Here is a 12,639-nt window from a genome sequence, read left to right on the forward strand (position 1 = left end):
GGAGATACCCTGAACGGCCAACTGCTTTATCACGCTATTCCATGAGCACGGTTGACCACGCAGAAAAGGGGCCAAGCGGCATGTTACGAGAGACCCTGCAGACGATGGAACGCCTCCTTGTCGAACTGACCGATCTGAACACCGCGCTTGACAAGGCTTTAATCGTGGCCATCACCGATGTTCAGGGCACGATCACGTTTGCAAACGGAAAGTTTTGTGAAATCTCCAAGTACTCGCTGGAAGAACTACTGGGCGCGAACCACCGCATTATCAATTCAGGTCATCACTCGAAAGAGTTCTTTCGTCAAATGTACCGAACCATTGCCAACGGAGAAATTTGGACTGGAGAAATTAAAAACCGAGCCAAAGACGGCTCGTTTTATTGGATGCATACCATCATCGTGCCGCTCATGGATGAGCACGGCAAGCCTTACCAATATGTTTCCTTCCGAAATGAGATTACAGAGCGAAAACTAGAGGAAGAAAAACTGGACGCGTTAATCGCGACGATGCCAGACATCGTGCTGTTCCAAGATGGAGACGGGCGGTGGCTGAAGGCGAACGACGCGGCCACGCGCCTGTTCACGCTTGAACCAGAAGTGTACCGCGGTCTGACCTCCCGAGAGATCAGCGCGGAGTACCCCCAGTGTCAAGTGGCGCTGCAGCCGTTTGCCGAAAGCGACAACCGAGTGTGGGATGCTGGCGAGACAGCCTATGAGGAATGCGCCATCGCGCAAACAGACGGCACGGAACGCATTTATCAAGTCACCAAAGTCCCGGTTTACCACAAGGGCGGTGAACGAAGCGGCATGATTGTGATTGGCCGTGACGTAACCGAGCAGAAGAAAGCTGAAGAGGCGCTTCGGCGCAGTGAGACCATTGCTGCAGTTGGGCAACTAGCGTCCGGAATTGCGCATGAAATTCGCAACCCACTCGCAGCCATTAAGTGGTCTGTGGAAGTGCTGCGAAAAGCAAACCCTGAAACTGAACAGCAAATTGACCTCATTGTCTCTGAACTCGATCGGGTGGATAGTATCGTTGGTGAACTTTTGCTCGTCGCCAAACCGCACGATAAACAGTTCGGCATCATGAACATTCACGACATCATCCAGAGCGTCGTCACGCTGATGGTAGGTCATGCAAGAAAAAGCCGCATCACCATTTCCACTGACGTGCCGGAAACGCTCCCCCTGCTCTACTGCGAACCACATCAATTAAAGCAAGTTTTTATTAACCTCATTAAGAATGCCATGGAAGCCATGGACCGTGGTGGGTACATCCGCGTGGAGGCAGATGTGGACGCTGCCCAAGACATCCACGTCTACATCACAGACGAAGGGACTGGAATTCCCCCGGAACTTCTAAAACGTCTAGGGGAGCCGTTCCTCACCACTAAGGAGAAGGGGACTGGACTTGGCCTGATGGTCACGCACAAAATCATCCAGGATCACAACGGCACGCTCAAGTTCTACGCACATCATCCGCAGGGCACAGTAGCGGAAGTGGTGCTGCACAGTGTGAACTCGGCTACCCCGTCCGTTTTGTGGTACGGCAAAGAGAAGTAAGAGAGGCTGATGCAACCATGGCGCAGCACCCGGGCGTGTTCGCGCGGATGTTACAGCGACTGGCCATTCTTGATCAACGGGTGATTCGCGTCATGGACCTACACACCAACCTGATGACTGCTGTCATCGTCCTGGGGTTGTGCTCGTGGGGCCTCGTTACCGGTCATTTGTGGTTCGTCATCCTACTCATCAGCACTGGCGCCGCGGGCTACTACTTCGGTGCCACCAGCGCCCTCGCCCTGTCCGTGTTCGGCGTCTTGGGACTGACGGTACGAGCAGGCTACCACGGCTTTAACCTGACTTTAACCACAGCCCTCTTCGAGTGGGTTGGCTTGCTGTTGGTTGCGCGTCTTGGCGTTCAGCATCGTCAAGAACGCGCCGCACTGGCTCATCAGTCAGATGTCCCCGCCTCCCATCGCGATCACGTTCTGCCTTGGCACGTCAGCAACAACGTCCGTACGTCACTCGCGGCTGTACGGTTTCTGCTCTTCCCCGTGCAGGACGACCGCAACCGTCAAGCCTTGGAAACTGCGGTTGCAGAACTCGCCCGGCTAGAACAACTGTTTGAAGCGATTGAAAAGGAGCACGCGGCAGGTAGTCCGTCAGAGTCTCACGAGGTGAAGTAGTCACATTCGGAGTCACCCCTTGCAACTGGCATAGCAAGCCTTCCAAATATACTCATCCGGAGTTTCGACAGAATCAGGACACAACCGTGATGTCGCCCTCCATATAACCTACGTGCGACATTGCCCAACCGTTGCCGTCGCACCGGATCACACCGACAAAACAGTAAGAAATCTAGCCATGACGACTCGTTCGAACAAACAACAAGAGGTGGCACGAAGGCCACCCTTGAAATATGTCGTCGAGGTTCGGCGTGGAACTATTCGTTATTTGTTCTCAGTGGTAGCGTGAGCCTATTCGTGGTGTCTTACCACGATGACTGGAACGCGCGCCCGGTGAGCGACTTCTTCGCTGACGCTACCGAGAAGGAAGCGGTTGACGGGGCCGAAGCCGTGACTGCCCATGACGATTGCGTCTAGTTGCGCGTCCTCCGCAGTGAGACAGATAAGCACCGAAGGTTGGCCCTCTGCTTCCATGTGCTGGTGGCGGTCGGCGTACTTGGCAAAAGTCTTCGTTGTTAATTGTTCTCGAAGCATCTTCGCCCATGCCCGTTCACGGCTCGCAGTCTCAGTCACCACTTGACCGAATGGCGCGTACATTGCGTCGTTCCTCACATATAGGCTCTGCGCTGTTAACGTGGGGAACTCTTCAAGCAGATTCTGAACGAATGCGGCAGCTTCCTCACTGCCGGGAGACCCGTCTGTTGCAAACAGGATTCGCGACAATTTGAAGGTCGCTGTGTCAATGTAGCTCGGGACGATTAGAACAGGAATACTCGTTCGGCGTGTCACCTCGCGGCTGACGGAGCCCAGTACCATCCGGTCCAGTCGACCATGTCCGTGACTGCCAACGACAATCATTTCTGCGCTATCTGCCTTGGCCACGTCGCAAATGACGCGCGCCGGCGACCCAGCGTCATGCGAATACACCACACGGTCGGCACAATCCCTGTAGACGCCAGAGGCCAACCTTTGTTCGATCTCGCTGGCCACGTGTTCTTCGTGGTGCTTGGTTGTTTCTGGACTGATGTCATACCCGTACGCAGCCTCTACCGACACATACAACACATGCAGCTTCGCATCAGGCCATTGGTCAAGCAATCTGCGCGCCGCGAGCGCGGCTGCTTCCGATGCTTTCGAACCGTCCGTAGCAAACAGAACTGTTCGCACCTTAATCCTCTCCCTCCCGTCGACGCTCTGATTCCGTGTCGATGTGTACGCTGAGAATATAAACTCAGGCAGGAAATTCCGGGAGATTACAAAAGTCTAATTATTATCAGCCATTTGGATGAGCAACAAATAGTCCGAATAGATTATCAGGTTACAGTCCTGCAGTAAGTTCCTTTATCTCCGTTCGCAGACCACGGACCACTCCATCGCAGTCAGCGATTGGACTCGCCCATGTTCAATCTGCACGCCAAAACACTGCTGAAACGATGTGTCTCTGTCTTTGAGCCAGGTTTCCACCGTAGCCGCGTGCACATCGTCTCTTGCCATTCTGCTCATCCATGGTGTAAACGTCAGGGTCTTGTTGCGCAGTGACTCCCTATGGATGGACAACCCACTCCCCGTCAGCCACGCCTTCCACTCCTCAATGGATGCGCACCGTACGTGGCTATCATCTCGCAATAACTCCAGTTCGTTAAAAGCATCTGCGAGTGCGCGGTCGGCGGGCACCACGTTGTCTACAAGCAGCAAACGTCCGCCAGGTCGCAGCACGCGCGCAGCCTCTTGGACGAACTGCTCTGGGTGCGGAAAGTGGTGTGCCGCAATCCGGCAGGTGACCGTCTCAAAAGACGCGTCCAAAAACGGCAGGTGTTCGGCATCTGCCACGACATATGTCAGATTGTCGACGTTGCGCAAATGGGTACGCGCAGTGGCCAGCATGGCAGGCGTCATGTCACTCACCACTACATGGCGAACGAGGGGCGCGAGGGCACCTGCAACGTGTCCACCGCCCGTCGCGACGTCGAGTGCAATCCCCTTTGCTGCGGGCTCGAGTTGTTCCATCAACTGTTGCAAGACCTCCGGGTCTGCATGGGAACGACTCCTCACATACGCCTCTGCTCGCGGGCCAAATTGTGCGACTACACGGTCCTTCTTATCCTCTTCCGGCATCCCGCTTCCGCCTCCCAACCTTGCCTGCGTTTCAGCCGCACAACTCGCTTCAAAAGTATGGGGCGAGCGACAGACGAGTTCCTCTTTTTGCATGCGACTCAACTGTTTAATCGCCCACTCGCGTCTCATGGCCGATGGCTTGTCACTGCAGACCTCGACGTAGCACAGTTCAACAGGTCTACGCGACCGCGTGTACTTCGCGGCCCGCCCAGTTTGGTGTGCCCGCACACGTCGCTCCAGGTCTGTCGTATACCCAGTGTAAAAGCTTCCGTCGCGGCATCGCAGGATGTATACGTACGCATTCACGGGCCTGTCTTAAGGAACCAGCAGTGAGTAGCCGCCATCGACGATGAGCGTCTGACCGCGGACCATGCGCGCCTCTTCCGAACACAGGAAGAACACCGCATTCGCAAGGTCTTCAGGCTGGAGCATCTGCCCGGTTGGGTTGTTGCGACCAGCTTCGAGCAACTGTTCCCGGTTCGGGAAGTGATTGAGTGCATCTGTCTCTACGACACCGCCCGACACCGCATTGACGGCAATGCCAAGCGGTGCGAACTCAACCGCCAAATAGCGGGTAATCGCTTCCAGCGCCGCCTTTGACACTCCGACAATCGTGTAATTTGGAAGGACGCGCACCGAGCCGATACTGGACATCGCCACCATCGCACCGCCCCCAGTCTTCTCCATCCGCACTGCCGCTTGTTGTGCCGCAAAGAAAAATGCGCGAGCATTGATGTTTTGCGTCCAGTCCCAATGCGACGCCTCCACTTCAAGAACCGGTCGCTGGACACCGGATGCTGCGTTGCTGATAAACACGTCTAAGCGACCAAACGAATGGTCGACTTCATCAAACAAGCGCTTGATGTGCTCCACATCGCCGACATTGGCTTTGACCAGATGCACCGTTGCTCCGCTTGCTTCAAGTTCTGCCTTGGTCTCCTCCGCCTTGCTCCGACTGCGCAAGAAATTCAGAACCAGGTCGTATCCGGCATTCGCGAACTTGAGTGCGACAGCTTTTCCAATGCCGCGAGTCCCTCCCGTAATCAGTGCGACTTTCCGACCGTGCATGCTTGTCCATCATCCCTTCTCGAACATTGTATTGATTGTAACATCATCGGCGCGAGGGCACCTGCATCAGCCACGCTCAGCTGCCCACTCCACGACCTCTGCAACTGTGGACAGCCCCATCGCTCGACACAGAGTCAATTGCCGCGCCCACACCTGCGCCGTCATCGCGACATCTGCGTCGGCCCGATGACGGTCTGTCACGGGCACTCCCAAACGGTCGCACACAGACTCCAGCGTCGGTACTTCCGGCAGTCTCCACAGGGCTCTGGCGACGACAGACGTGTCGATCACGATGGGTCGCAACGGCATCCGCCACATTCGCTTGGTCTGGCGCTGCAAAAACGACAGCTCGTGGCGCGCGTGATGCGCGACCCACACTTTGTTTACAGACAGCGACAGCGCGCGGAACAAAACGTCACGGATTGGCTGACCGCGTACCACTTGCTCCGGAGTCAGTCCTGTCAATGCCCACACCCGCTCTGTCACGTCTGCGACGGCATCCAATTGTACGACTTCATAGAACGTGTCAAACAGAGTCGGGTCTTGCCCGCTTATGCAGGCCGCTGCAAGCGACAGTATGTGGTCGGAAGTTGGCGAGAAGCCACTTGTCTCAATGTCGATCACGAAGTACCTCACCGACTCGAGCGGCGCTTCCCAGACAGCCGCACCCAACTCTCCGTCACGGACAGGCTGCTCCTCGTCGTGTCCAAGCTGATTGGCGCGGTCTGCGCCGTACCACCACTTCACACCCGCTCACCTCGGTTTCGGAAACCGCCGGCACACCATGTGCTCTAGCTCTTTGGCCACGCGTAGGTGCTCACGCAGCTCAGCCTGCTCTTCTTGGGATAGGCGTCCTGCATCCACCCAGTCGCGCAGTGGGTTCCCATCGAGAACGGCTTTCGCGTGACTTCTCAGGCGAAGTGACCATGCGAATGAGACGGCAGCCATAACCTCGGTCGCCTCCCCCTGCGTCAGCACGCCCAAAGCAGCAAGCTCAGCACATCGCTCTCGCGTTGACAGGCGAGTGATACCTGCGCTCATTGCGAGCAGACGAATCGAATGGACCATCGGCGCCACGAGCCGTTCCTTTACAGAAAACACCTTTCTCTCCCCGACCTGGTCCAGTACCACGCGGCCAAAGGGCCCGAGACCAACCGTTCCCCGGATGCCGAGGTGAGCCATCTCCCAACGCAAGAACGACGAACTTTCGATCGCAGTACGCACCGGCAATACCACTTCGTCCCACTCGCGTGCCCTCGCGTGAACTCGACTATCAACGAGCATGAACAGGTACCTCGCGTGATCCCAATCCGGATGCGACAAGTACTGCTGCACGCGGGTTTGCCACGAAGCTTCGGTGCCAATCCACCTTGGATTGGTCGCCATGACAAAGCCTTCGCAAGGCGGGCAGAGGACACTGCTCATGACCCGAATAAACGTGTAGAGATGTGGCACAACAGCTGCAGCCGAGTCTTCGTCAGACGCGAGCACGGCGTGGTCAAGGTCACTTCCCAAAAGGTCTTCGCGGCGTGCTGCGGACCCAAGCTGAACCAACGTCACTTTGTCACGCAACGGGTCGGGCAGTGCGCTGTGCCACGCCGACACAATCTGCGCACAACGGATGCGAGCAAATGCGCTCATCCAGGCTTCCACCGAAGTTCCTGTGGCGAGTGCAGACACTGTCATCTCCGCGACCGCCACACTCCAATTTCTCAGGGCCTGTGAATCGTGGAGAACGAACGTCCAATCGTAGTCGAGCCCAGGCATCTCCACAAAACCAGCCTCCACCCTGGTGTCAAGTAACTTCACACAAATATCTGTTCTGCCCTCACTGTACCCCCCACTGCAGCATGCGTCAATTGCTAACAGCGCGATCACCAGGTATGAACTCCTCGTAAAGCGGACGCAAGTTATTGAGGATTGGAAGTGAATCTAGCCGACTCCCAAGGAATGCGGTAGGATGAATTCAGTGAAACAACTTGGAGCGGAGGAAACCTGACATGAATGAAGCGGCACGACAGGTCATCGAACTGGCCCAAGCATCGCAAGTCCGCTTCGTGCGCTTACAGTTTGTCGATTTGCACGGAGCGTTAAAGAGCGTGGAAATCCCTCGCCATCAACTCGGAGCGGCTTTTCAAACGGGTGTCTTCTTTGACGGCTCATCTGTCGCGGGGTTTGTCCGCAGCGAAGAGTCAGACATGATTTTGCAACCGGATGCCTCGACTTGGCGCGTCATCCCGTTGGAAGTTGACCCGCGCTCTGTCGGTCAGTTGACCTGTGATGTCTGCCTGCCAGACGGATTTTCATTCTCTGGAGACTCGCGGTCTGTTTTGCGCAAAGTGCTCCTCAGGTCTGCGGAACTAGGATTCACGGATGTGCAATTGCGACTTGAAGTGGAATTTTACTTGTTCCGGCAAGACAAAGACCGTCATCCAAGATTGGAACCGAGTGATAACGACGGTTACTTTGACATGAGCGCATCGCTCGAAGACACGTGTCTGCGTCAAATTGCTGAAAGTTTGACAGCGATGAACGTTCCGGTCGCGGCTATCCACCATGAAGTTGGGCCGGGCCAGTACGAAGTGGTCCTCGACGCACTGCCGGCACTCGCGGCAGCGGATGCGCTTCTGACGGTCAAAATGGTGGTCAAGTCGGTCAGCGCTCGTCACCACCTGTTCGCGACATTTATGCCAAAACCGCTGCAGGGTTTCGATGGCTCCGGGCTGCACGTATTTCAGTCTCTCCTGACAAAAGACGGCAGTGCCTTTACCGATTCGACGCACCCCGATGGCTTGAGTCTGTCAGGACTCCACTACATTGCTGGACTTTTTCAACATGCGCCCGGTCTGACTGCGCTCACGAACCCACTCGTGAACAGCTACAAACGACTCGTGCCTCGCCTTGAAGCCCCTGCGTTCATCTGCTGGGCTGTGCGGTATCGCAACCCGTTTGTCCGGGTAACGCGACACACCGACGCACGGACGTGGATTGAACTGCGCTCACCAGACGTCACCTGCAACCCTTATCTTGCCTTCGCAGCGATGATTTCAGCGGGACTTGACGGTGTGACGCGCTCGCTCGCACCACCCCAAGCCGTAGAGGCAGAAGTGAGCGCGATGTCCAATGAGGAGCGCCTCCTGCGCGGAATCTTCACCTTGCCCACCAACCTGGCCGAGGCGCTGTCGGCACTAGAGGAAGACGTATGGCTTGAAGAGACCATCGGCGAGCACCTGCTCACACGCTTTTTGAACTCAAAGTCGCTGGAGTGGCAAGCATATCAGAATACAGTGCACGCTTGGGAGCACGATCAATACCTCGAACTCTAGCGGGCATACAACAAGAACCGCCAGACGTAGACGTCCGGCGGTCGAAATGGCAACAGAGTTATTTACGACAAGTCCGTTCAACACAGCAACCTTTCGCTTAACTGTCCAGAGCCGTTCTCTCTGCAGACCGCCGGTCACCGAAAATCTTCGGTAGTTCGTCCGTCGACAGCATCTCCGGGTAGGCGGCCTCATTGTGCAGGACGAGGTCGAGACCCATAATTTCTTCTTCCTTCGTCACGCGCAGACCCATCACTAAGTCAATGACTTTCAGCAAAATGTAGGTGCCAAGTCCGGAAAACGCCCACGTTGCTCCGACGCCGATGAGTTGAATCACGACCTGGTGCGGATTGCCGTAAAACAGCCCGTTGTGACCTGCGGAGTTAATCGCCGTAGTCGCAAACAGCCCGGTCGCGATAGCGCCCCATGTACCGCCAATGCCGTGCCCTCCGAATGCGTCGAGCGCATCGTCGTAACCCAGTTTCTCTTTCATAAACGTTGATGCAAAGAAACAGATGATGCCACCCACGAAACCGACAACGATCGACCCACCAGGGGTAACAAAGCCTGCAGCAGGAGTGACCGCTACTAGGCCTGTCACTGCGCCAGCACAGGCACCGACGAGTGTGACATGCCCCGTGCGAAGTTTCTCAACCAGTATCCAGCCGAGGGCTGCCGCCGCAGTTGCTGTGTTGGTGGTCAAAAAAGCCGTTGACGCCAACCCATTCGCGGCGAGAGCGCTGCCTGCGTTAAAGCCGAACCACCCGAACCACAACAGAGCGGTGCCAAGCAAAACGAACGGTACATTGTGAGCTCGAATCGACTTGGAGCCGTGTTCCGCGCGTTTGCCAAGGTAAATTGCTGCAACAAGTCCTGCCACACCGGAGCTGATATGAACGACCGTACCGCCCGCAAAATCCAGGATGCCCAGTTGCATCAGCCACCCACCGCCCCACACCCAGTGTGCCAACGGGTCGTAAATGAGTGTCGCCCACAAAGTTGTAAACACGAGGAAGGCCGAAAACTTCACGCGCTCTGCCAGGCCACCCACTATGAGCGCGGGCGTGATCACGGCAAACATCATCTGGAAAATTCCAAACGCTGTAGCTGGAATGGTTCCGGCGTAACTGTTCGGCGTGGAACCGACACCATTCCACAGCACCCATTGCAAGTTCCCGATTAGGTGATGCACGTCCGGCCCGAACGCCAAGGAATAACCCACAACAACCCACTGTAAGGAGACGACAAGAATGACAGCAACAACTTGCAGCATCGTCGTGATGACATTCTTTTTGCGCACCAGCCCACCGTAGAAGAAGGCCAATCCAGGTGTCATCAACAGGACCAACGCTGATGAAGCAAGTACCCAGGCCGTGTCACCCGACGAAATCACCGGTTTGGTTGTGGCAGCAAACGTAACACTCGGGAACAACAGCGCAACGAGTCCGACGAGCGCCCCCCACTGCCACCTAAATCGCCCTGAGCGGCCGATTTCACGCTCCATTCCTGCCCCCTTCAACCCAGGTGTTCGGAATCCCTGCCATGTCATGATTCTTCCCTCCTCTTCTGTATGGTCTTAGAATACGAAGTGGAGGGAAGATACGCAACACAATATGTTATGTTTTATAACATTATTAATTAATTTCTAAAAATCAGCGGCATTTATGTTAGGTTATATTACCTACCGAGGGACTTGACACCTTTGTGCAAACGCTGAACAGCTTCTTCTAGCACTGACCGCGGGCATCCAACATTGATTCTCTGGAATCCGGCGCCTTCGTCACCATATGTCTCGCCAGCCTCCAAACCAAGACCCACCTCTTGCACCAACCACTCTTGGAGTTGCACCGGCGTCATTCCGAGTTCGCGAAAGTCGAGCCAGACCAGATAGGTCCCTTCCGTATCCCGAACGCGAACACGTGGCGCAAGGGATTGCAATTGCGACTTCAGATAGGCGATGTTTCCTGCCAAGTAGCGAAGCAAGTCGTCGAGCCAGGCGTCGCCGCCCCTGTAGGCGGCCTTTAAAGCCTCTGCGCCGAGGACGTTAATCGACCCAGCGGTCTGCAGTTGAATCATGTCGCGGTAGCGAGTACGCAAGTCTTCCCGTTCCGTCACGACGAGCGCTGTATTCAGACCCGCAACATTAAACGTCTTGCTCGGTGCGAGCGTCGTGATCGAATTCATGGAGAATTCTTTCGAAATACTCGCAAACGGCGTGTGCCGGTGGGGAGCGTAGACCAAATCACAGTGAATTTCATCCGCTATCACCGTCACCCCGTGTCTTAGACAGATGTCTCCGGCTCGTTCGAGCTCCTCGCGCGTCCAGACCCGCCCAACTGGGTTGTGCGGACTGCAGAGGATGAGCAGTTTCCCACCGGCCGCAGCTTTCTCTTCAAGGTCATCATAGTCCATCACGTACTTGCCCGCTTGCTCTTGCAGAGGATTTGTCAGCAACTGACGATGGTGACTCTTGATTAAACGAGCAAACGGGTGATAGACCGGAGGTTGAATAATGATGCCGTCCCCCGGTTCTGTCAGGGCTTGAATTAAGTAATTCAGTGCCGGCACGACTCCAGAAGCCTGAGAGACCCACTCCGGCTGTATTGTCCACTGATGCCTGCGCAAAAGCCAACCGACGACAGCCTCGTTAAACGCGTCATCGCGAACCGTGTAGCCAAATACACCGTGCCCAACCCGCTTATGTAACGCTTCAATGACGCACTCCGGCGAAGCAAAGTCCATGTCTGCGACCCACATCGGAATCACGTCATCGCGCCCGAATTTCTGCATGCGCCCATCCCACTTAATGCTCGCTGTCTCTTCACGGCCTATCACGTTGTCAAATCGACTGTCCAATCCAGTGACCCCCTTATCGAACGCGCCGTAAAACCCCTTGCTTCAGCCTGCCTTTAGGCATGGGGAGTGGTCACCCTCCTCCATTTTAGCAGTGAACTAGTCCTCAGAACAGGCGTCCAGGGAGTGCGATACGCGCAGCCATCCTATGAACCGACTCACGCACGCACTCCAACAAGGCGCTCGTCGGCCGACCAACACCGAACAGCTGACGCGAACGTAAACAGCCCCGGCACTACGCCGGGGCTGAACGCTTGATAGACGCTGGAATACGGCTGCGAACTCAGGCCACAGTCGGTTGCCGGAACGGTTTGCCAACCGGCAGCACGACGCGCCCTGCCGTGGCGTTGGTGACAACCGCTGCTGAAGTGTAGAGCGCGAGCAGGCCGCACAAGAGACCGACCCAACCGCCTGCAGTGCTACCGAAACTAGCGTCGAAATTGCCGATTGCGAGTAAGAAGAAGGCCAGCCACAGTGTCAGGAACACCCAGAACAGAGCCTTATTAAGGAAGAATGTGCCAATCCAAAGATAGAAGGTCAAGATGCCAAAGAACAAGAGGAACCAGCCGACGCCGACTGTGGTCCCAGATTTCACAATCAGGTAGAACGCAATCCAGAACGCGCCGTACGAGCTAAACGCCGTTGCGCCAAACGTGTTGCCTTTGCGGAACTCCCAAATCCCAGCCAACAGTTGAGCGCCGCCGCCGTAGATGAGCGCCAAGCCGAGCACAACACCGATGGCTTTGCCGCTGACCTCGCCCGTATTAATCAAACTCAAAATGCAGGTGGTGATTCCGAATCCGGCCAGACCTAATGGCCCCGGATCGGCAATTTTGGTTTCGGACATACGAACCCTCCTCGGAAAATCAATACTGTTGGTGCACGACTGCAAAAAGACGGGAAAGATAGCGAAACACACCGCGTCTGACCAGACCAGCCTGAATCCGCTTACTTGAACATGCGAAGGTGCGCCCGAGGTCTCTTGCCGCGCGTACGCGAACGTTAAAGTCTATCTTTTCTGTGAACGGCGGCGATAGGAATACGAGACTCGCACGCTTCCACCACCTCCCTTCCCGCTACACCGACTGG

Annotated in this window: 11 protein-coding genes; 3 read left to right on the top strand and 8 right to left on the bottom strand. The window is 55.9% G+C overall.

All coding sequences use genetic code 11. The features are described from left to right. Window positions 1-80: 80 nt before the first annotated feature. Both JC200_RS00490 and JC200_RS00495 read left to right on the top strand, forming a co-directional pair. Window positions 81-1,565, top strand: coding sequence for a PAS domain S-box protein (locus JC200_RS00490; RefSeq protein ID WP_274434241.1), 1,485 nt, complete (start codon window positions 81-83; stop codon window positions 1,563-1,565). A gap of 17 nt (window positions 1,566-1,582) precedes the next feature. After that, window positions 1,583-2,191 carry a hypothetical protein gene (locus JC200_RS00495; protein ID WP_274434242.1) on the top strand — a complete coding sequence of 203 codons (609 nt, stop codon included), beginning with the start codon at window positions 1,583-1,585 and terminating at the stop codon, window positions 2,189-2,191. A gap of 291 nt (window positions 2,192-2,482) precedes the next feature. Here JC200_RS00495 and JC200_RS00500 read toward each other — a convergent pair whose 3' ends face one another. From JC200_RS00500 to JC200_RS00520, 5 genes are all read right to left on the bottom strand, one after another. After that, window positions 2,483-3,358 (bottom strand): universal stress protein, encoded by an 876-nt coding sequence (locus JC200_RS00500; RefSeq protein WP_274434243.1) that lies wholly within the window; start codon window positions 3,356-3,358, stop codon window positions 2,483-2,485. Between the two features lie 174 nt (window positions 3,359-3,532). Beyond that, on the bottom strand, window positions 3,533-4,612 hold the full coding sequence (locus JC200_RS00505; protein ID WP_274434244.1) for a methyltransferase domain-containing protein: 1,080 nt from the start codon (window positions 4,610-4,612) through the stop codon (window positions 3,533-3,535). A 9-nt stretch (window positions 4,613-4,621) separates the two neighbouring features. Then, entirely contained in the window at window positions 4,622-5,374 is a 753-nt protein-coding gene (gene fabL / locus JC200_RS00510) for an enoyl-[acyl-carrier-protein] reductase FabL (protein WP_274434245.1), read from the bottom strand. Between the two features lie 66 nt (window positions 5,375-5,440). After that, window positions 5,441-6,121 carry an exonuclease domain-containing protein gene (locus JC200_RS00515; protein WP_274434246.1) on the bottom strand — a complete coding sequence of 227 codons (681 nt, stop codon included), beginning with the start codon at window positions 6,119-6,121 and terminating at the stop codon, window positions 5,441-5,443. Window positions 6,122-6,127: 6 nt separating this feature from the next. Continuing rightward, window positions 6,128-7,141, bottom strand: a complete 1,014-nt coding sequence (locus tag JC200_RS00520) for a putative nucleotidyltransferase substrate binding domain-containing protein (RefSeq protein WP_274436650.1) — start codon at window positions 7,139-7,141, stop codon at window positions 6,128-6,130. Window positions 7,142-7,374: 233 nt separating this feature from the next. Between JC200_RS00520 and JC200_RS00525 the strand changes: the two genes are divergently transcribed. Then, window positions 7,375-8,700, top strand: coding sequence for a glutamine synthetase family protein (locus JC200_RS00525; protein ID WP_274434247.1), 1,326 nt, complete (start codon window positions 7,375-7,377; stop codon window positions 8,698-8,700). A 97-nt stretch (window positions 8,701-8,797) separates the two neighbouring features. On the opposite strand, the gene JC200_RS00530 is transcribed toward JC200_RS00525, so the two are convergent. The 3 genes from JC200_RS00530 to JC200_RS00540 all read right to left on the bottom strand — a co-directional run bounded on the left by JC200_RS00530 (window position 8,798) and on the right by JC200_RS00540 (window position 12,397). Then, window positions 8,798-10,087, bottom strand: a complete 1,290-nt coding sequence (locus tag JC200_RS00530; protein ID WP_274436651.1) for an ammonium transporter — start codon at window positions 10,085-10,087, stop codon at window positions 8,798-8,800. Window positions 10,088-10,374: 287 nt separating this feature from the next. Beyond that, window positions 10,375-11,553 (bottom strand): MalY/PatB family protein, encoded by a 1,179-nt coding sequence (locus tag JC200_RS00535; protein WP_274434248.1) that lies wholly within the window; start codon window positions 11,551-11,553, stop codon window positions 10,375-10,377. Window positions 11,554-11,833: 280 nt separating this feature from the next. Next, a complete protein-coding gene (locus tag JC200_RS00540; RefSeq protein ID WP_274434249.1) occupies window positions 11,834-12,397 on the bottom strand; it encodes an acetate uptake transporter in 564 nt (187 codons plus the stop codon). Window positions 12,398-12,639 lie beyond the last annotated feature (242 nt).

It is taken from the genome of Alicyclobacillus sp. ALC3, assembly GCF_028751195.1.
Taxonomy (GTDB): Bacteria; Bacillota; Bacilli; order Alicyclobacillales; family Alicyclobacillaceae; genus Alicyclobacillus_L.

Coding starts and splice junctions, on each gene's coding strand:
- JC200_RS00490 (WP_274434241.1), top strand. CDS start 81: ATGTTACGAGAGACCCTGCAGACGATGGAACGCCTCCTTGTCGAACTG.
- JC200_RS00495 (WP_274434242.1), top strand. CDS start 1,583: ATGGCGCAGCACCCGGGCGTGTTCGCGCGGATGTTACAGCGACTGGCC.
- fabL (WP_274434245.1), bottom strand. CDS start 5,374: ATGCACGGTCGGAAAGTCGCACTGATTACGGGAGGGACTCGCGGCATT.
- JC200_RS00520 (WP_274436650.1), bottom strand. CDS start 7,141: ATGCCTGGGCTCGACTACGATTGGACGTTCGTTCTCCACGATTCACAG.
- JC200_RS00525 (WP_274434247.1), top strand. CDS start 7,375: ATGAATGAAGCGGCACGACAGGTCATCGAACTGGCCCAAGCATCGCAA.
- JC200_RS00540 (WP_274434249.1), bottom strand. CDS start 12,397: ATGTCCGAAACCAAAATTGCCGATCCGGGGCCATTAGGTCTGGCCGGA.